Source organism: Enterococcus sp. DIV1208 (assembly GCF_050530455.1).
GTDB lineage: Bacteria > Bacillota > Bacilli > Lactobacillales > Enterococcaceae > Enterococcus_B > Enterococcus_B hirae.
On the sequence record NZ_CP172887.1, the window covers coordinates 1,023,016 to 1,043,032 of the forward strand.

23 protein-coding genes and 1 pseudogene are annotated in these 20,017 nt (G+C 35.9%); 20 read left to right on the top strand and 4 right to left on the bottom strand.

The genetic code is table 11. The features are described 5' to 3' along the window. Positions 1-2 precede the first annotated feature (2 nt). The gene (locus IGK91_RS04740; RefSeq protein ID WP_010719559.1) at positions 3-584 is read left to right on the top strand and encodes a ReoY family proteolytic degradation factor; all 582 of its coding nucleotides are present in this window, start codon (positions 3-5) and stop codon (positions 582-584) included. A gap of 176 nt (positions 585-760) precedes the next feature. On the opposite strand, the gene IGK91_RS04745 is transcribed toward IGK91_RS04740, so the two are convergent. Beyond that, complete coding sequence (locus IGK91_RS04745) at positions 761-1,636, bottom strand: YitT family protein (RefSeq protein ID WP_010719557.1); 876 nt, start codon at positions 1,634-1,636, stop codon at positions 761-763. A 159-nt stretch (positions 1,637-1,795) separates the two neighbouring features. Here IGK91_RS04745 and IGK91_RS04750 point away from each other — a divergent pair, with 159 nt between their 5' ends. From IGK91_RS04750 to IGK91_RS04775, 6 genes and pseudogenes are all read left to right on the top strand, one after another. After that, the gene (locus tag IGK91_RS04750; RefSeq protein ID WP_010737361.1) at positions 1,796-2,149 is read left to right on the top strand and encodes a nucleotide pyrophosphohydrolase; all 354 of its coding nucleotides are present in this window, start codon (positions 1,796-1,798) and stop codon (positions 2,147-2,149) included. Positions 2,150-2,175: 26 nt separating this feature from the next. Next, positions 2,176-3,384 carry a CCA tRNA nucleotidyltransferase gene (locus IGK91_RS04755; protein ID WP_010737362.1) on the top strand — a complete coding sequence of 403 codons (1,209 nt, stop codon included), beginning with the start codon at positions 2,176-2,178 and terminating at the stop codon, positions 3,382-3,384. Positions 3,385-3,648: 264 nt separating this feature from the next. Further along, entirely contained in the window at positions 3,649-4,104 is a 456-nt protein-coding gene (locus IGK91_RS04760; protein WP_010751262.1) for a hypothetical protein, read from the top strand. 231 nt (positions 4,105-4,335) lie between these two features. After that, the gene (locus IGK91_RS04765) at positions 4,336-4,611 is read left to right on the top strand and encodes a hypothetical protein (RefSeq protein ID WP_010719553.1); all 276 of its coding nucleotides are present in this window, start codon (positions 4,336-4,338) and stop codon (positions 4,609-4,611) included. Positions 4,612-4,623: 12 nt separating this feature from the next. After that, positions 4,624-6,708: a cation:proton antiporter gene (locus IGK91_RS04770; protein WP_081115051.1), complete on the top strand. Its 2,085-nt coding sequence runs from the start codon at positions 4,624-4,626 to the stop codon at positions 6,706-6,708. An 81-nt stretch (positions 6,709-6,789) separates the two neighbouring features. Then, positions 6,790-7,013: pseudogene (locus IGK91_RS04775) on the top strand (type IA DNA topoisomerase); the annotation flags it as partial. A 128-nt stretch (positions 7,014-7,141) separates the two neighbouring features. Here the strand turns inward: IGK91_RS04775 and IGK91_RS04780 are convergent. Beyond that, on the bottom strand, positions 7,142-7,456 hold the full coding sequence (locus IGK91_RS04780) for a DMT family transporter (RefSeq protein WP_181934235.1): 315 nt from the start codon (positions 7,454-7,456) through the stop codon (positions 7,142-7,144). 3 nt (positions 7,457-7,459) lie between these two features. After that, positions 7,460-7,789 carry a DMT family transporter gene (locus IGK91_RS04785; RefSeq protein ID WP_010737365.1) on the bottom strand — a complete coding sequence of 110 codons (330 nt, stop codon included), beginning with the start codon at positions 7,787-7,789 and terminating at the stop codon, positions 7,460-7,462. A 432-nt stretch (positions 7,790-8,221) separates the two neighbouring features. Between IGK91_RS04785 and IGK91_RS04790 the strand changes: the two genes are divergently transcribed. The 11 genes from IGK91_RS04790 (at position 8,222) to IGK91_RS04840 (ending at position 18,166) form a co-directional block, all read left to right on the top strand. Continuing rightward, positions 8,222-8,989, top strand: a complete 768-nt coding sequence (locus IGK91_RS04790) for a cyclase family protein (RefSeq protein WP_010737366.1) — start codon at positions 8,222-8,224, stop codon at positions 8,987-8,989. 318 nt (positions 8,990-9,307) lie between these two features. Then, complete coding sequence (locus IGK91_RS04795) at positions 9,308-11,203, top strand: ABC-F family ATP-binding cassette domain-containing protein (RefSeq protein WP_010737367.1); 1,896 nt, start codon at positions 9,308-9,310, stop codon at positions 11,201-11,203. A 10-nt stretch (positions 11,204-11,213) separates the two neighbouring features. Beyond that, positions 11,214-12,161 (top strand): thymidylate synthase, encoded by a 948-nt coding sequence (locus IGK91_RS04800; RefSeq protein WP_081122868.1) that lies wholly within the window; start codon positions 11,214-11,216, stop codon positions 12,159-12,161. A gap of 19 nt (positions 12,162-12,180) precedes the next feature. Further along, positions 12,181-12,675: a dihydrofolate reductase gene (locus IGK91_RS04805; protein WP_010737369.1), complete on the top strand. Its 495-nt coding sequence runs from the start codon at positions 12,181-12,183 to the stop codon at positions 12,673-12,675. Between the two features lie 231 nt (positions 12,676-12,906). Further along, positions 12,907-13,749, top strand: a complete 843-nt coding sequence (locus IGK91_RS04810) for a DegV family protein (RefSeq protein ID WP_010719545.1) — start codon at positions 12,907-12,909, stop codon at positions 13,747-13,749. 145 nt (positions 13,750-13,894) lie between these two features. Continuing rightward, entirely contained in the window at positions 13,895-14,788 is an 894-nt protein-coding gene (locus IGK91_RS04815; protein WP_010719544.1) for an SGNH/GDSL hydrolase family protein, read from the top strand. Beyond that, positions 14,788-15,489: a YpmS family protein gene (locus tag IGK91_RS04820; protein WP_010737370.1), complete on the top strand. Its 702-nt coding sequence runs from the start codon at positions 14,788-14,790 to the stop codon at positions 15,487-15,489. Before IGK91_RS04815 ends, IGK91_RS04820 begins: the two co-directional genes overlap by 1 nt. Positions 15,490-15,518: 29 nt before the next feature. After that, positions 15,519-16,037, top strand: coding sequence for a peptide-methionine (S)-S-oxide reductase MsrA (gene msrA, locus IGK91_RS04825; protein WP_010737371.1), 519 nt, complete (start codon positions 15,519-15,521; stop codon positions 16,035-16,037). Further along, on the top strand, positions 16,034-16,255 hold the full coding sequence (locus IGK91_RS04830) for a YozE family protein (protein ID WP_010719473.1): 222 nt from the start codon (positions 16,034-16,036) through the stop codon (positions 16,253-16,255). Before msrA ends, IGK91_RS04830 begins: the two co-directional genes overlap by 4 nt. Before the next feature lie 121 nt (positions 16,256-16,376). After that, positions 16,377-16,928: a signal peptidase I gene (lepB, locus tag IGK91_RS04835; protein ID WP_325810257.1), complete on the top strand. Its 552-nt coding sequence runs from the start codon at positions 16,377-16,379 to the stop codon at positions 16,926-16,928. Between the two features lie 224 nt (positions 16,929-17,152). Beyond that, entirely contained in the window at positions 17,153-18,166 is a 1,014-nt protein-coding gene (locus IGK91_RS04840; RefSeq protein WP_010737373.1) for a lipoate--protein ligase, read from the top strand. Positions 18,167-18,257: 91 nt separating this feature from the next. Here IGK91_RS04840 and IGK91_RS04845 read toward each other — a convergent pair whose 3' ends face one another. Continuing rightward, positions 18,258-18,656 carry a VOC family protein gene (locus IGK91_RS04845; protein ID WP_081129379.1) on the bottom strand — a complete coding sequence of 133 codons (399 nt, stop codon included), beginning with the start codon at positions 18,654-18,656 and terminating at the stop codon, positions 18,258-18,260. 343 nt (positions 18,657-18,999) lie between these two features. Between IGK91_RS04845 and IGK91_RS04850 the strand changes: the two genes are divergently transcribed. Together IGK91_RS04850 and IGK91_RS04855 are read left to right on the top strand one after the other, a co-directional pair. Next, positions 19,000-19,446, top strand: coding sequence for a LytTR family DNA-binding domain-containing protein (locus tag IGK91_RS04850; RefSeq protein ID WP_034700296.1), 447 nt, complete (start codon positions 19,000-19,002; stop codon positions 19,444-19,446). After that, entirely contained in the window at positions 19,443-19,874 is a 432-nt protein-coding gene (locus IGK91_RS04855; RefSeq protein WP_010737376.1) for a hypothetical protein, read from the top strand. The genes IGK91_RS04850 and IGK91_RS04855 overlap by 4 nt, the downstream gene beginning before the upstream one ends. Positions 19,875-20,017: the final 143 nt, after the last annotated feature.

The window sequence follows — 20,017 nt, forward strand, 5'->3', positions numbered from 1 at the left end:
AAATGCTAATAGATGTAAAGGAAAAAAAGAATTTCTTAACTTGGATGGTCAATCATGTTTCATTTAGTCGCAGAGAGGTTTTTTGGATTTTGAATTACTTGGCTAATCATGAAGCAATCTTAAGTAATGTTCATTTTGTTGAAGGAGCGAATCAAGCAAATCGGGGATTACAAATCAGTGACCTTTCTTTCGATGGAGAACCAATGAAATTATTTCTCGAGGGGAAAGAGTTTACCGATACTGATCAAATTTTTCATGAAATTCGATTAAATTGGAAAAGACCGCTATATGTAGAATGCCTTTTTGAAAATGCTTGGCAGACGAAAGAGTATTTAATGGTTTTAGAAGAGAACCCCTTTGCATCTTGGAACGACTCTATTAGTGAAGAAGATCTTGAACTAGTCGAGCAATATCTCAAAGAGAAAGAACAAGCAGCCCATCTCAAAATGCTTTACTTACAGATTGATCAAGCGCTTGAAAAAGGGGATAAAGATGCTTTCCTGGAATTGTCCGATGAAGTTAATCGTGAAATATTAAGCAAGAACCAAGTAAAAGGCGAACATGCAGGAAAGAATCCTAACTAAGGATACTTTTATCTAAACGTTTATTCGTTTTTAAAGATACTAAAAGAGACTGAGGAAAGTTGATATGCTCCCCCTATATAGGACACTGAAATATAAAAATCCTGTATAGGGGGATTTTGTATGCCAAAAAGAAAGATGAAACTCACTCCAGAAAAACGAGTAGGACTAGGAGAGAGCTATATTCGCTTAAATAACTTAGACTGTGGTTTAAGATAAGTGAATCCTTCTCCTTCGACCTCATGGACATTGATGATCGATAGAAAGGCTTTTTCATCGATTTCATGGACGATTCGTTTCACTTCATTCAATTCACTCGAACTAACCACCATATAGATAATTTTTTTAGAATGACCAGAAAATCCACCTTCACCACTTAAAAAAGTGACGCCGCGTTCTAATCCAGTCATCAATAGTGGGGCAATTTCTTCATTTTTGTTTGAGACGACTAAAATCCCTTTAGCTGAGTAACCGCCATCTAAGATTGAATCAATGACACGGCTGAAAACATAAGAAACAATTAACGTATACATCATGCGTTTCAAGTCAATGTAAGTCAATGAAGCCAACAAAACGATAACATCTAATACCAGTAAAGATCGACCCATTGAGATCCCATAATTCTTTTCTAATATACGAGCAATGATATCACTTCCACCGGTAGTTCCACCCATCCGATAGACCAGACCACTTCCAGTTCCGGCAATTAAGCCAGCCAATAATGAAACGATCAGTAAGTCATGTTGAAGATTGATTTGTAAAGGAACACGTTGCCAAATCCATAAAAATGCAGACAACGAAACTGTTCCTAAGACGGTATAAGCGAGTGAACGTTTTCCTAAAATTTTTCCCCCAATCAAAATCAAAGGTATATTGATCAAAAGTGTAGAGTAGGCAGGATCAATCCCAAAAAGTGCGCGTAAGATCAAAGTGATCCCTGAAACGCCACCTTCTGCTAAATGATTCGCAATATTTAAATAAACGAGTCCAAACGCATAAATACTTGTACCAACCATAATCATTACGACTTCTTTAACTGTTTTCATTGAGATCATCAAACCACTCCTTCGATAAACCGACTAATATTTTCGCAATATTTCATTCTTTTTACATCACAATACTCAATGTAGCACGTAATCTTTATTTTCTCAATCGCTCTTGCCTAGGATTTGGACGTAGTTTTTGGTAAGATAAATAGGAAAGGTGGAGAAGAAATGACAAAAGAACGTTCTTTAAGAAGTATGCAACAGGAAGTAGATGACTATATCCAACAGTTTAAAATAGGCTATTTTTCTCCATTAGCTCAAATGGCACGCTTAACAGAAGAAGTCGGGGAGCTGGCTCGAGAAGTCAATCATACATACGGTGAAAAAGCGAAGAAAGAAACGGAGCCCAACAATTCTGTAGCAGAAGAATTAGGTGATGTTTTATTTGTCACTATGATCATGGCAAATTCCCTGGAAATCGATTTAACGGATGTATTTGAAAAAAATATGGAAAAATTTAATCGCAGAGATCACAATCGCTTTGAAAGAAAAGAAGCAAATAAGGATGATAAAAAAGCGTAAGCCATCAAGTTGGAAGAGGGAAAACAATGAAACTAAAACAATTACCAAGAGAATACCAAAAAGCGATTCCTGTCTTGAATAAATTGGAGCAAGCGGGTTTTGAAGCTTATTTTGTCGGAGGAAGCGTTAGAGATATCTTGTTGGATCAACCCATCCATGATGTAGATATCGCAACAAGTGCATTCCCAGAAGAAATCAAACAACTTTTTCCGAAAACCATTGATATCGGCATTGAACATGGCACCGTTTTGGTCTTGGCTGAAGAGGAACAATATGAAATCACGACCTTTCGGACAGAATCGACCTATCAAGATTATCGTCGTCCAGATCATGTCGAATTTGTCCGTTCACTTGAAGAGGATCTAAAAAGACGTGATTTTACGATCAATGCATTTGCATTAAAAGAAGATGGTCAAATCATTGATTTATTTGACGGGTTAGCTGATTTAGAAAACCAGATCCTTCGAGCAGTAGGCGATCCACAGGAACGGTTTCATGAAGATGCTTTGCGTATGATGCGTGGGATTCGATTTGTTAGTCAAATTGGGTTTACGCTCGAGCAAGAAACGGCTGCGGCCATTCAGGCCAACCATTCATTATTAGGAAAAATTTCTGTCGAACGGATTAATGTGGAATTCATCAAAATGTTATTAGGGAAAGAGCGTTCTACAGGATTGAGAACATTCGTTGAGACGCAATGTTATATTTATTGTCCAGGTTTAAGAGACTATGGTGAAGCCTTGTTACGTTTTGCCGATTTACCAGATGAACCATTGCAAACTGAAAGTCAGGCGTGGGCATTGTTGATCGATCAGTTAGGACTTCAAGAAAGTGAGATCCGTCCTTTCTTAAAGGAATGGAAATGTTCCAACCAAATGATTCGAGAAGTTCAAATGATCGTTCATGGATTGATTCAACGTAAAAGACAGATGTTGGAACCAATGGTACTCTATTGTTTGGGAAAAGAGAACGCTTTGAAGACAGAAGAACTCATGATTTATTTTGGTGAAACACCTCAACTAGAACAAGTAGCAAAGTGCTATGATCAATTACCGATTACATCCATGCGAGAGTTAGCAATTGATGGGAAGAAACTTCTTAGTGTGAGTGACAAGAAACCAGGGAAATGGGTCAGTGATGCACTTCAAGCTGCAGAAAGAGCAGTGGTAGAGGGAAATTTAGCAAATGAAGCAAGTGCCCTTGTTGATTATCTCCAGCAAAATAACCATTTATAGATTTCGATGAATGTCGAAGTCGCGCTTTAATAGAGATTCTGAAAGAAGCAATCAGCTCTGAGTAATAAGTGAGGAATTTAAAAACTTCTCCTATTTAGAAAATCCTCGCTTATTGCTGGGGAGTTGCTTCCGGATTTTTTTGTCAATAGTGGAACGCTTCTAAAGTTTCACATCTTTGAAAAAACTTTAGATGTGACCTTCACGTGGGATGTGTGCTAAACTAAAAGGGAACCAGAATAAATGACGTCAAAAGGGGATTTTTTTATGAGTAAAGAAATGACAGCGCTAAAATTTTATTTCCGAAACGGCGAAACGTGGACGATCAATCGTCGCCATATTGGTGATTTGTGGATCAAACAAATAACAACGAGTTTTGGACGAATCAATGGTAGTGAATTTATGGAAATCCATCCTTGTGCTGGATTTAAGATCGAAATTTTTCACGAAGGTGATTCCGTAGCAACTCACGACATCAACTTAGGTGGATTAGAGATGGGCATGTTCAACCGTGCATTAAAATATGAAGATATTGAACGGATGGAGATTCTTTATCGCAATGGTACACCTGACCTAGTTTATTTCCCTTATCTTGATAAAGGAACAGAAGGATTGGATAATCAATACCAATCAACTAAAATCAGTGAAAAAACAGGTAATTTATACATCGTGATCAATCCGGATCAACGTGTTGAAGATATCTATGGCGAGTTTTTTGAATAAAACCAAAGTTTAATGGATAGCTGAGAAAGGAGCGGAAATGGTTTCCCAGCTCCTTTTTTGGTGTGTTTTCCGCACTTGATATTTTCTTCCATTTGGAATAGAATGAGTTTCTGAAATTCAAGCAAACTTATTCTTCGAATCCAGCTGAACTTGTCTAATGAAGGAGAATCCTTTTCCTTTTAACGTTCAGTGTTTCATGAAGATCAAGTTTGCATTTAGGAGATCTTAAAAATGAGGAAGAGCTTTGAAGAACAAAAGAAACTGTTGCATGATCGTTATGGTGCGTTTTCAATGGAAGATCGTCGGCAAATCCTTTGTAAGCTGCGGAAGAAAAATATCATCATGTACCGTCAGCTTGAGCGATTGAAACATGATTTGCTACGTTTAGAATCAAAGCGAGTACAGTGTGAATTAGAAGGAAACAATGTACAAGCAGAAGTGGTAGAAAACAAAATATTGAAGAAAAAAGAACAATTTCTAAAGGTACTCGCTCAAAATAAAAAATAAAGGGGACGGACCATGGAATTTGCTGAGTTAGTGATCGTATTTGCTGTAACGATCACCTTATCTAATATAGCTAGCCGCATTTTACCTATGATCCCAGCTCCACTGATCCAAATATTTCTTGGTATCATCTTAGGCTTAACAGAATGGGGCCAATCGATCAACTTTGAACCAGAACTCTTTCTAGTGATGATCATTGCGCCGTTGCTTTTTCGTGAAGGAGAAAAAGCCGATGTATCCTCGATCCTGAAAAACTTTGATACGATTTTATTTCTGGCTTTTGGAGGGGTAATCCTGACATTAGTCGGGGTTGGTTTCACGCTGTCGTTTTTATTACCCAGCGTGCCATTAGCTGCTTGTTTTGCTTTTGGAGCGGCTCTTGGACCAACCGATGCTGTCGCTGTCAGCTCGCTCTCTGGACGGGTGAATATCCCAAATAAAGCGATGCATATTTTAGAAGGCGAAGGATTATTGAATGATGCTTCAGGTGTTACCGCCTTTCAATTTGCATTAGCTGCATTGATCACGGGCTCTTTTTCTGCAGTCAACGCAGGATTTACACTTGTGTTTTCTAGTATAGGAGGAGCCGTCGTTGGCTTTTTACTTGTCTGGGTCAAACGAAAAGTAATTAATCTGATTGAGAAGGCTTCTGCCAGAGATGTGACAGGTTACTTGTTAATTGAATTGCTATTACCGTTTTTAGCGTATGTTTTAGCAGAAGTATTTGATGTTTCAGGGATTATTGCCGCAGTAGTAGCTGGGGTATTGCAAGCTTCGGGATTTAGAAAAATCTCGGTGTTTGATGCGGAGTTATCAAGTTTGTCCGATAGTACATGGACAACAATCACATTTACGCTGAATGCGTTAGTTTTTATCTTTTTAGGAATCGAATTAACCCAAGTATTTTCTCCAGTTTGGGGAGATGGGCTTTATTCAAATTGGTTGCTGTTAATCACGATTTTGTTGATCTCAATGATCTTATTTATGATTCGCTTTGTTTCGATCAGTCTTTTTTATTTATTTAAATATAAAGGAAAAGAATTCAAGGAACAATTGAATGAGATTTTGATTTTAACTTTTGGTGGTGTGAAAGGAACGGTTAGTTTAGCAACGATTTTCATCTTACCTTTTACGATTAACCAAATGATTTTTTATCAGCGCTCTTTATTATTATTTTTGACGGCAGGAGTTATTTTGGTAACGCTGATCGTAGGCATCGTGGTTTTACCCCTGTTGACAGAAACGGAAGAGGTAGTGAAAACAGATTTGAATGCTTTAATGATCCTAGAAGAAGTCATTGAAGTATTGAAATCTGAAATCAAAACGTTAGATAAAGATTCAAAAGAATATTTAGCAACTGAAGCAGTGATCGAAAACTATCAAGAGCGTATCCGTGATCTTTATTTAAAAGATCTTTCTGATGATGAAAAGCAAGAAGTACAAGAAATTCAAGCATTGATTTTATCCATCGAACGTGATGGGTTAGATAAAAGTTATCGTTCTGATAAGCTTTCCTCAAATGGCTATCGTTTTTATTCACGATTTCTTGCTAATTTTGAACACTCTATTACTAGTCAGGTACTGTCGTTTGTCGGCTTCTGGTTTATTTTTGTTCGACGGTTGATTCGGATCATCTTACATCCCAAAATGTTCTGGCAACGACAAAAATCAGATCGAAAGACACTGATTTCTGAAAAAGATATTCAAGAAATTCGGGAAACCTATCAAAAAAACACACAATTGATCATTGAGAGTTTAGAAAACCTAACCGATGTTTATGATGAAACAATGGTCAACTTTTTCATCCAACAACGAAAAATGGAAGGCATCAAAATGGCTTCAGGAAATTTGATCTCCTCTTGGATGATCCAACAAGACAGTCTTTATTCTAAAAAAATGTTACGTGGCTATTACTTAGAGCGCAAAATCGTTGATGAGTATGAAGAAGCTGAGAAAATCACAACTTTTTCTGCTAATAGTTATCGGAAAAATATTAATTTACTGGAATCTTATACTATGAATAAGCCAGTTGATGATTTTTCATTTAAATTCGCATTGCGGGCAAGAAAACGTTCGCTTCCGGCTAAAAAAGTTGAGTAAGTGCTCAGCGTGATCAAATCTGGGTCAGAATGAACCTCATTCTGTCTCAGATTTTTTGTTATTTCACGTTGATTCATTGATGGTATGAATGATAACCCATGGTATAGTTTACTCTTGCAGCAAAAAGGCATACCAGTAAGTTTGTCCTTAGGTAGAGTCCAAACCCCAACAACATCTATGATTTACCAATTGCAAGAAAAGATCAGGAAAGTCAAGAAAAACCTTACTTTGAAGGAAAAGCCCAGATAATCGCTTAAAACGGAGAGTTTTGTGCCAAGCTTGATCCGAATGAAACTCAAATCACATAAGAAGCATTTGAAGCGTATTTAAAAGAAAATGGCTTTCAATTAGCAAAACAGCTTTAGTGATAGTAGAAGAGACTGAGACAAGTTTTGTCCCAATCTCACAAATGACAATAGATTCTTCAATTTAATTAGCTAACTAGTTTTAGCCCAATCACAGAAAATAAAATAATAATCATGGAAGCAAATTGCAGCCAGTTCATTTTTTCTTTAAATAAAAATACTCCAAGGATCATTGAACCAATGGAACCAAAAACTACCCAAATACTATAGCTAAGCCCAGCTTCTAATGTATTCATTGAATGCGATAAAAGGAGTAAACTAGAGGCTGCAGAAATAATAGTTATAATGCTCCAATTTATTTTTTTAAATCCGTGTGAATTTTTAAGAGAAAAGACCATTATGATCTCTGCTATTCCTGCTAGTATAAGATAAAGTATATCCACAGATTATTCCTCCTTTGTTGTGATTTTTAGACCCAAAATTCCTATAACTAATAATGCAGAAAACAATATTTTTTGCACAGATACACTTTCATTTAGAAATAAAATACCAAAAATGATTGTTCCAACTGCACCTATTCCAGTAAACACTGTATATGCTGCTCCAGTAGGTAAGCTTTCCATACCTTTAGCAAATAAATAAAAGCTAATAACAACGAGCAAAATCGTCAAAATGGAATAGAAAAAATGATGGAAATTCTCTGATTTTTTTAAACAAAGTACCCAAAAAATTTCTAAAAAACCTCCGAAGATAACGTAAAACCAGTTCTTCTCCATTTCGTACCTCCTTAAGAAAAATTAGATATCAGAAAACAAAAAAGGGATTGGATAAGAGTAATCTTATCCAATCCCTTAGGATCCTCCGATATTCGAAAAAAATTGTAATATATTTTTCTATTAATGTAAAGAAGATATTTCTTCTAGTCTCAAAAAATCAAGTAAAGTATACTATGTTGGACTTCCACATTATAAAATCAATAGGATAAATGACAGTTATTTTTCAAGATTTTCTTCACCTTTCTAATCGTTATAAACTAATAAAAGCATCGTTCATAACGTCTATTCTTAATTTAATGACATAATTCATTGATTGTCCATCAGACTATCACTATAAAAAATAAATTCAAAAATCATCAAAAAAAAGTAAAATAGAAAAATTTTTTTAGTTAATATTAAAACTTAGATAATCATTCAAGGAGTTGTTAGACATTGAAATTAGTTGACTTAAGTATCACTATAGAAAATGATTTGCCCAGTGATCCAGAGGAAATGATACCTAAAATTTCATATATTGATCATGAACAAAGCGTCAACGATATGCTTCGTTTCTTTGGAACAGCAAAAAAAGAACACTTGCCTGCTGGTTTAGCATGGGCGATCGAAAAAATTCACTTGACTACGCATTCAGGTACTCATTTAGATGCTCCTTATCACTACCATCCAACAATGGATAAAGGTAAGCCAGCTTGGACAATTGAGCAAATTCCTCTTGATTGGTGTTACGGTAATGGTGTTGTATTTGATTTTTCAAACAAACCAGACGGATATCGATTAGAAATCGAGGATTTTAAAGAAGCTTTAGATGCGATGGACTATCGATTAAAAGAAAAGGACATTGTTTTAATTCGGACTGGAGCGGATCAATATTGGGGAACATCAAATTACTTAATCAGTGGGTGCGGTGTAGGAAGAGAAGCAACTTTATGGCTACTCGAACAAGGAATAAAAGTGGTAGGTACCGATGCTTGGTCATGGGACAGACCTTTACCATTCATTGCAAAAGAATTTGATAAGACCGGAGACCCTTCACTTATTTGGGAAGGGCATTTTGCAGGAATCGAGAAATCTTATTGTCAGCTTGAAAAATTAACCAGTCTTGATCAATTACCTTCCACGGGGTTTAAAATCAGTTGTTATCCGATAAAAATTAAAAATGCTAGTGCTGGTTGGGTTAGAGCAGTAGCTATAATCGAATAATTAACATCTTTCTAATTATTTTTTATAATAGGAACGTTATAGATAGTCAAAACATAAAATTTTTTTTATTTTATAGATACAAAAAAAGCACACTCCTTTGATTTTTGTTTAGGCACTTTAATCATACAAGGTTGTGTGCTTTTTGTGTACCTTAAAAAAATGAGGCAATAATCAGATTTTTTCTAACTATTATCCCACTCTAATGAAAAAATCAACACTATCTTATTTTCTCCCTTTATTTTGTCTAAGATGACAATAGAAAAATATCCGTAATTAAATTATTTTATGATACAATAACCAAGATGAGGAGGGAATGGATTGAAAGAATTAAAAGTAACTGACCTCAATAAAACGTATGGTGAAAAAGAACTATTTAACCAGATTTCTTTTTTGATCCACGAAAAAGACCGAATCGGTTTGATTGGAACTAATGGAACTGGAAAAACAAGTTTATTAAATATTTTAGCAGGTATCGACAGTGGGGATGGAGATCGACCAACAGTTTTTTATCCGAATGATTATCGAATTGGATATTTGTCACAGACAACCGAATTTTCTGATGAATTGACTGTACTTCAAGCGGTTTTTCAAGGAAATAGTCCATTAATCCGTACCGTGAGAGAATATGAGGAAGCTTTGCTTGTATTAGCTGAGAATGGCGAGGACGAGAGCGTTCAGAGACGTTATGCCAAGGCAGAAGAACAAATGAACAAAGAAGATGCTTGGACCACAGATACAAATGCTAAGATTATCTTACAAAAATTAGGCATCAGTGAATTAGATAAAAAGATTGGCGCACTATCAGGTGGACAAAAAAAACGTGTAAGTTTAGCACAAGTCCTAATCGATGAGCCTGATTTATTATTATTAGATGAACCCACGAACCACTTGGATTATGAAGCGATTGAATGGTTAGAAAATTACTTAAAACAGTATCGTGGATCGTTATTAATGGTCACCCATGATCGTTATTTCTTGGATCGAGTGACGAATCGCATTTTTGAACTATCATTTGGACAACTACACGAGTATCGAGGGAATTATGAAGCTTATATTTTAGAAAAAGCTGAAAGAGATCGTGTGGAAGTGGAACAAGAAGAAAAACGAAAGCGCCTGTACAAACAAGAATTAGCCTGGATGAGAGCTGGAGTTCAAGCACGCGGAACGAAGCAACAAGCACGCATCAATCGTTTTGAGGATCTTAAAGAAAACTTGTATCAAGTCAATCATGAAGCAGACCTCGAATTGAATATCGCAACGAAACGTTTAGGAAAAAAAGTATTAGAGATCAAAGATGGAACATATGCTATTGAAGGGAAATTGCTGATCAACCATTTAGATTTGTTGATTCAATCACGAGAACGTTTAGGGATCACTGGGAAAAATGGTGCCGGTAAATCAACCTTACTGAATATTTTAGCGGGACGTATTCCTTTAGATAATGGTACGTTTACGGTTGGTGAGACTGTTCGTATCGCCTACTATACACAAGAAAATGAAGAGATGAATCCCGAAAAACGCATGATTGCTTATTTGCAAGAAGCAGCTGAAGAAGCTCAAACGGCAGAAGGTATGCAAATTGGTGTGGCTGAATTATTGGAAAGATTTTTATTTCCTCGATTTATGCATGGTACATTGATCAAAAAATTATCTGGTGGCGAAAAACGTCGACTATATCTATTGAAATTGCTGATCCAACAACCTAATGTTTTACTCTTGGATGAACCAACGAATGATTTAGATATCGCCACACTGACCATTTTAGAAGATTATTTCAAGAGTTTCCCAGGTGCCGTGATTACTGTATCACATGACCGTTATTTCTTAGACAAAGTAGCAGAAAAATTATTAGTTTTTCAAGGAAATGCTAAGCAAAAATTATATTATGGGGATATGTCGAGTTATTTATTGACACAAAAAGATGTAGCGCCTTTAGGTAAAGAAAAAATGAATGAACCAACGAAGCCGGCTGCTGACGGTAAAAAGGAAACAAAAAAGAAACTTTCTTATTTGGAGCAAAAAGAATGGGAAACGATCGAAGATGAAATTGCTGAATTAGAAGAACAGATTTCAGAGCTACAAGAAGAAATGAATCATCAAGGAGATAACTTTACTCGTTTACAAGAATTACAAGCAAACGTTTCACAAGCAGAAAGCAAATTAGATGAGAAAATGGCTCGTTGGGAATACTTAAGCGAATGGGTAGAAGACTAGGAGGAATAAAATGGAGCAAGCATATCTTGATTTAGGCAGGAAACTACTAGAAGAAGGACATGAAAAAGGCGACCGAACAGGCACCGGTACACGCAGCATTTTTGGCTATCAAATGCGGTTCGACCTACAAAAAGGATTTCCATTATTAACAACGAAACGGGTTCCTTTTGGGTTGATTAAGAGTGAATTGTTATGGTTTTTAAAAGGGGATACGAATATCCGTTATCTTTTACAAAATAACAATCATATCTGGGATGAATGGGCATTTGAACGATATATCAAAAGTGATGAATACCATGGGCCAGATATGACTGATTTTGGCCATCGAAGCATCTCTGATCCTGAGTTTAATAAACAATATCAAGAACAAAGTCAGCTATTTTGTGAAAGAATTTTAACTGATGACGCATTTGCTGAAAAATATGGCGATTTAGGTCACATCTATGGGTACCAGTGGCGCCATTGGAAAACGAAAGATGGTGGGTTTATCGATCAAATCAAGGAAGTGGTCGAAGCAATCAAAAAAACACCTGATTCAAGACGTTTGATCGTGTCTGCTTGGAATCCAGAAGATGTTCCTAGTATGGCGTTACCGCCTTGCCACACGATGTTTCAATTTTATGTTCATGATGGTCGTTTAAGTTGTCAATTGTATCAACGGAGTGGTGATGTATTTCTAGGTGTGCCTTTCAATATTGCCAGTTATGCTTTGTTAACCCATCTGATTGCGCATGAAACTGGATTAGAAGTTGGTGAATTTATCCATACTTTAGGTGATGCTCATCTCTATTCAAATCATGTGGAACAAATGAAAGAACAACTTTCAAGAGAAATGCGTGCGTTTCCTAAATTAGTTTTAAATACAGAAAAAAAATCTGTGTTTGACTTTGAAATGGATGATATCAAGGTTGAAGGCTATGAACCTCATCCAGCAATCAAAGCGCCAATCGCAGTATGAACACAGAAAGGATGATGAAATGTTAGCTGCTATCTGGGCACAAGATGAAAATGGGTTGATCGGTAAAGAAGACCAACTGCCTTGGCGATTACCCAATGATCTGAAGTTTTTTAAACAAATGACTGAAGCAAACACTTTAGTTATGGGAAGAAAAACATTTGAAGGTATGGGAAGTCGTCCGTTGCCTAACCGTCAAACAATCGTGATGACAAGAGATCGTGATTACCAAGCTGACAATGTCATGGTTATGCACGAGATTGAAGAAGTATTGGACTATGCAAAGGAAAACGATGGCATTTTGTTCGTTGCGGGAGGATCAGCTATTTATAAAGAATTTCTTCCTTTTTGTTCGGTGCTGTATCGTACAGTCATCCATCATTCTTTTATAGGGGATACTTATTTTCCAGAAGTTGATTGGGATCAATGGTCATTAATCAATATCAGCCAAGGGGAGATGGACGAAAAAAATCCTTATGCCCATCAATTTGAAACATATCAACGAAAAAGAAAATAAATAACCAATGAAAAAAGGTATTTCCTGAAAGCTTGTTTAGCACATTTTGGGAAATATCTTTTTTAATAAAGTTGAAAGGATCAATACCACATCTTTGGATGAAAACGGAATCGTTCGTAGAGGTATTTAATGAAAAAACGTCTGTTGTCTGTTATACTTAAAAAAGAAATTGCCTTTATTAGTACTTGTTGTAAACCAAAAGGCATCTTGTTAAAGGAAGAGTGAGATAGTATGACAAATGTAAAAATCGTAACAGATTCTTCTTGTACAATGGAAAAAAGTGTGCGAGATAACTTAAATATCCAGGTGATGCCACTAGCTATCATGATCGATGGCGTGGTCTATCCTGATGACGATCAATTAGGTGGAGAAAAATTCATGGATATGATGGCTCAAGCTAAATCATTACCAAAAACGAGTCAACCGCCAATCGGTGAATTTATTTCAACCTATGATCAACTTGGCGAAGATGGCAGTGAAGTTATCTCGATCCATATGACTAAAGGATTGAGTGGAACGGTTGAAGCGGCCCGTCAGGCAAGCAATCTGACTAAAACGAAAGTGACTGTCATCGATAGTGATACAACCGATCAGGGGCTGTCCTTCCAAGTAATCCGCGCTGCTGAACTTGCACAAGCAGGAAAAAGTGCTGATGAGATTCTTGAAGAAATCAAAAAAGTACAAGAAAATACAAAATTATATATTGGGATCTCTACATTAGATAACTTAGTCAAAGGTGGGCGCATTAGCCGAGCAACTGGTTTATTGTCAAGTGTATTGAACATACGTGCTGTGATGAATTTCACTCATGGAGAGTTGATCCCAGTTGCTAAGGGTCGAGGAAAGAAAACCTTTGACAAATGGTTCAATAATTTGAAGAAAGAATTAAAAGAGCTACCAAATGTTCGTCAAATTGGGATCTCTCATGCAGATGCTCAAGAGCTTGCTCAAGAATTTAAAGAAGGACTACAAGAATTATTTCCTGATATGACGATTCCTGTTCTACACACGAATCCAGTTATTGCAACACATACGGGGAAAAACGCCTTTGCAATCATGTATTACGTTGACTAAATCAAGAGGATAAATCATTGGTCAGTTAGCCATTGATTTTATCCTTTTTTTCTTTATAATAATTCTTATTTTTTTCAGAAACACTACCTTTTTATTTTAATTTTTGGTAACATAAGAAACAATCGAATAATATGAGGTGAATGATATGAAATTAACAAAACGACAACTATTGCTCGTTTTGTTCCCATTACTTATCGCTATATTTGTATATTTAGGACTATCTTTATCGATTCCAAAAGCTAAACCGCTATTAAAACCAGCAGCGACAGTTAGTCAAAAGACGGATCAAAAAGAAAAAATCCATTATGTAGCTATCGGCGATTCGTTAACTGAAGGAATAGGAGATCAAACGAAACAAGGTGGTTTTGTTCCATTAGTAGCCAACGATTTAAAAGATCGCTATGATCTGACTGCTGTTGAAATTGAAAACTATGGGGTAAACGGTGAACGGAGCGATCAAATTTTAAAACGGCTCAAGAAAAATTCAGAGATTCAAACAAACATTAAATCAGCTGACTTTATCACTTTGACAGTGGGCGGAAATGACTTAATGAAAGTGATTCAAAACGATCTATTTGGGATCAGTATCCAATCATTTAAGCGACCATTACAAAAGTATCAGAAAAATGTTGAACAACTGATAGAAGAAATTAGGAAGTTAAATGGTCACGCACCGGTTTACATCTTAGGTATTTATAATCCATTCTATTTGAATTTCCCTGAGATTAAAGACATGCAGACGATTGTGAACAACTGGAATGCTGGGACTGAGTCTGTTGTCAAAAATGCGGACAACTGCTATTTTATCCCAATCAATGATTTGCTATATCAAGGGTTAAACCAAAAAGTTGGCGTAACTGAAGAAGGAACGAATCAGTCAAGTACTAGCGAAAGTACGTCAAATAGCAAAAATAATGTATTGTATGAAGAAGATCATTTTCATCCTAATAACTTAGGCTATCAATTGATGGCAAATGCTGTACGAGATGAATTAATTGAAACGCAAGACCAATGGTTGCCAAGGGAGGATCAGAAATAATGGAAAAACGCTCAAAAAAGGTTTCGACACAAACGAATACTGAAATTCAAAAGAAAAATTATTGGAAATGGGCTTTTTTGATCCTTTTAGGGGTTGTTCTTGGATCAAGCATCTTTTTAGGCACTCGGATTTTTGCGAATCGAGAACCGGATTTTGCTAAGGTACCAGCGATCACCCAAAGACAAGGAGATCCAGTCTTGACCATCAACACCAATAAAGAAAAGGTCAATCAAATGATCAGTTTTTTCTTGACAGATTATCAAAAAGACCAAGGTATTCAATATAAATTTTATCTTGAAAATGAAGCGATGTTGAATGGTACGTTTGAAGTATTAGGATTTCCAATCAACTTTTATCTGTACTTTGATCCATATGTGATGGAAAATGGAAATGTCCAATTAAAAGCGAAAAGTCTTTCGATCGGCACATTGAGTTTACCGATCAAAGATATCATGAATATGATCAAGCGAAATTATAAGTTGCCTGATTGGATTGAAATCAATACGGATGATTTGACGATCATGCTACGTTTAGATCGCTTCCGTATGCAAAATGGTATGTACATCAAAGCAGATAAAATTGATTTAGTGAATGATGACATTCGTTTTAGTCTATATCTACCTAAAGAAACTGGGGAAAAGACAACGAGCAATAAAACGACAAAGAATACTGATACCACCGACACGAGTGTAACGAAGTAAACAGTGGGTCATCGACGGGAGAGAGAAGGATGGAAAGAGCAATTTTTGCTGGAGGATGCTTTTGGTGTATGATTCAGCCCTTTGATACGCTACCAGGGATTCATACGATCATGTCTGGCTATACAGGTGGACATGTGCCATCTCCAACCTATGAACAAGTCAAATCTAAAACGACTGGTCATACAGAAGCGGTAGAGATCATCTATGATCCAGAGAAAATATCATATCAAGAATTAGTGGAAATTTATTGGCAGCAAACCGATCCAACGGATGCATTTGGACAATTTGAAGATCGTGGCGAGAATTATCGGCCGGTTATTTACTTTACGACAAATGAACAGAAGAGAATCGCGGAAGAAAGTAAAAATCGATTAGCGGCTAGTGGTCGGTTTACAAAACCGATCGTGACCACGATTGAAAAAGCACAACCATTTTATTTGGCTGAGCCAGAGCATCAAGATTATTATAAAAAAAATCCTGAAAATTTTGAGCGAAACCATGCAAGAAGAGCGGCTTTCGTCAAAGAAAACTGGGAGGAAAGAATGTGAATCAAAGCTTCTATCATTATTTAATGACTCTTCGTGGCGGTAAACAAGCAGATCAACAGTCTGTTTTCGCCACAGAAGCAGGAAAAGATATCCAGTTTCCTAAACATAGTACGAGTTATGAAGAAATTTCCGATTATCTAGAATTGAATGTGGATTATTTGTCATCTATGGATATATTTGATGAGGTGTGGGAAAAATATTTAGAAAACAGCCATTGATTCTGCGTTTGTTTTCTTCATTTTTTAGAAAAGATCAAAGAGAAAACATCTAGTCGCATTTTTTGGTTTTTTTTTCTATAATAGAGAAAGAACGATAACCTTGAGAGTGGAATGATGGATATTGACAAAAAAACAACGCTATATCGACCGTTTTTGGCTTATAATCAAATATGTACTTTGCTCCATCTTGATCGCTTTTATTTTAAGAGGATTTCTTCTTATTCCAGTGCCAGTGGAAGGTAATTCGATGGAAAACGTCTTGAAACAAGGTGACATGGTTGTAATGGAAAAATTTTCTGAAATCAGACGGTTTGACGTAGTTGTTTTTCAATTGGCTGATGGAACGATTTATATCAAACGAGTGATCGGGTTGCCAGGAGAGACAATTAGCTATGAGAATGATCAGCTGAAAGTGAATGGAAAAGTGGTCGAAGAACCTTTTCTAACGAAAAATAGAAAGTCAGATAATGAAAGTAGTCCTTATACAACGGACTTTACTCTGGAAGAATTAACGAATAAGACAAAGCTGCCAGCCGACAGTTACTTTGTTTTAGGGGACAATCGACGTGTTTCGAAAGACAGTCGCTCCTTTGGTATGATTACAGGAAGCGAAATATTGGGTAAGGCTCGCTTTGTTTACTATCCTTTGAACGAGATAAAATGGATTGGGTAAAGAAAAGAGATCATTCAGGATGATTTCAAGGCGCTAATGCCACCGCTAATTTGTTTTAGAGTGAAGAGGGAAGCGACCTCCAAAAGTTAGATTTTCTGTTCTAACTTTTGGAGGTCGCTTTTTTACTTGATTAAAATAGTACAATTAAGATATAAAATGAACTAATTTCTTGCCATTTTATGTTCTAAAAGAGATGATAGGAGAAAAAGTAAGAAGGGATAAAAGTGCGCTATCATATCATGGAAAGTTTAGATATTCGGAGAAATCTAGCAACAGAGGAATATCTTATGAACAATTTTGACAGTGATGAACCTTTGTTTTTATTATATATTCAAAAACCTTGTGTGATTATTGGACGAAACCAAAATAGTTATGAAGAAATCGATCTCAAGTATTTAAGGGAAAAAAACGTGACACTCACTCGGCGAACCTCAGGTGGAGGAGCTGTATATGATGACTTAGGAAATCTAAGCTTTAGCTTTGTGACCAGCAAAAATGCAATGAAATTTGGTGAATATGAATCCATTACCTCGCCTATTATCACAGCATTAAGAAAAATGGGCGCAACCAAAGCAGAAGTTGGTGGACGTAATGATATGTATATCGAAGGAATGAAATTTTCTGGTAATGCCATGTATACGAAAAAAAATCGGTTATACTCACATGGTACATTAATGTATGATGTTGATTTGTCCGTTCTTGATAAAATTTTGACGGTTTCCAAAGAGAAAATTGAGTCTAAAGCAACGAAATCAGTAAAAAAAAGTGTGACGAATCTGAAACCATTTTTAAAAGAAAAATATCAATTTGAAAAAACCGCTGACTTTAGAGATGCACTGATTTGTGAAGTCTATCAGGTCGATGATCTGCAAGAAATTGAAGATAAAAGGGTAGATTTGACGAAGAAAGATGAACAAAACATTGAACAAATCGTCCAGAATCGTTATGCTAATGATGATTGGGTCTATGGTGAAACACCAAGGTTTTCGGTGAAACGCAGAATCAGGCTCCCCAAAGTTGGAATTGTGGACGTCCGTTTGTCGACACTGCATGGGAGAATCAATGAGATTCGTTTTTATGGTGATTTTTTTGGACAAAAAGATGTAAGTATTCTTGAACAACAATTACTTGGTCAAAAATTTATTTATGAAGAAATAAAAAACGCATTAAATGATATGACTGTTTCAGATTATATCTTTCATTTTAATAACGAAGATCTACTAGCACTACTATTTTAGTCAAACAAGCCAAAATAAGTGCATAGGAGACCAAGATAATTTATCTAAAAAAGCCTTCCATCTGTTTTTCTAATGGAGGGCTTTAAAAAATTTACATTTTCATCCAGACAGGCTCTAATATATTTCCATCTAAATCTTGGACTTCAAGTGAAAACATTTCTTCTTCAGACATGCCCATATCGACTTCATGATAGCTTCCGCCATTTTCTTTCGCCGTATTCGCAAACTTTTTAACTTCATCCGCATTTGCTACACTAAAAGAAATCAAGGCGCCACTTGTTTTTTTATTATCTGCGATTTCTTTGTCTTTTAAGAATTTTTTGTAAAAACCGTGAGAGAGTAACATGATCCAAAATGTGTCGTCCCAAACCACAGCGCTTGCTTCGTCAGTTGAAAATTCTTCATTTTTCTTAAAGCCCAATTTTTCATAAAAAGCAACAGACTTGTCTACATCTTCAACGGGGAAATTAACAAAAACCATACTGTTCATTTGTACCTCTCCTTTCTTTTATCCTATCATCTATCAAAATGTAAACGTTGTCAAAAGATGCGTGCTGAAAGAATTCTTCTTTACAGTTTTATAAACGTTCATTAAATATATTTATCGGCAGAATACTAGAAAAAACGATTAAACCCAATCGAATGTCGTTCATCATTAAAGACAGGAACATTCTTCATTTGAAGAAGCAGGGTACACCTGAATAGGGAGGAAGTATTGAAATGTTTCCTATCTCTTGCAATCTTCTTGCGAAAAAGTGCAACCTCATGGAAAGGAATTGAATATGGTATGCGTACGGCTTAAACTGAGAGTATCAAAGCAAGGAGGAGAAAATTTGAGAATAAAATTTGGAATTGATAATCACATTGCACAGGATACAGTGAAGGTAACTACCCATTCTTCTTGCGAAAAAACGTGGGGGAGAATAAAAGAAGCTATTCTGACTACGGAGCAAACAATCGTAGTAATTGATGCAAAAACAAATAAGAAAGTTTCCAGGCTATTAAGTGATGTCTCCTCAATCGAGTCAAAAGAACAGATGTGTCATGTCGTTTTTACATCAAATGAGAGGTATCTATTAGCTGTACGGTTAAAAATAGTTGAGAAGCAATTTACAAGTTACGGATTTGTGCGGATCAACATTAGTACGCTGGTTAATCGATCTTTTATTAAAGCTTTTCGTTCTACGGATAATGCACGGGTTGAAATTGAAATGAAAAATGGTTCTAAATTTATTGTGAATCGTCACTATGTAAAAAAATTTAAGGAGATGTGGGTATGAGTAAACAGATAAAACATAATTTTTTTCAAACGTTCTCGTTAAGCAGCATCTGGTTGATATTTATAATAACAAGCTTCTTTGCGAAAGGACAGATGATCCATGTTTATTTTCTTTGGCACGTAATGGGTGTTAGTCTAGTTTGTGCATTAGTCTTTGGTGTGATGTATGATGTGCTTTGGAATCATCTTACGCTGAAACCAGTCAGTAATATTTTGATTGCGACTGTTGGAAATACAGTTGCGGGTTTAGCGATTTTCAATTTGCTTTCATTCAAACTGCCTTTGGCAATTTCACCAATTAATCTTTTGGCAATTTATCTTATTTTAAATTTGATCTTACACACCATTGCTTTTTATCTATACGCAAAAAATGAGAGCAAAAAGCAAGCAAGAGCGTTAAATAAAAAAATAAATAACTCAATCGATTAAACGTTAGAAAGCAAGTTGGAAGTTTTCCACTCATTTTTAACTGAAAAAGGATAATCGATAGTTGATGATTCCAAAATTCAGAATCGATAATAAAGTGAAAAAATATCTAAAATTATATTGAGTAATGGATCACGAAGAAGTCT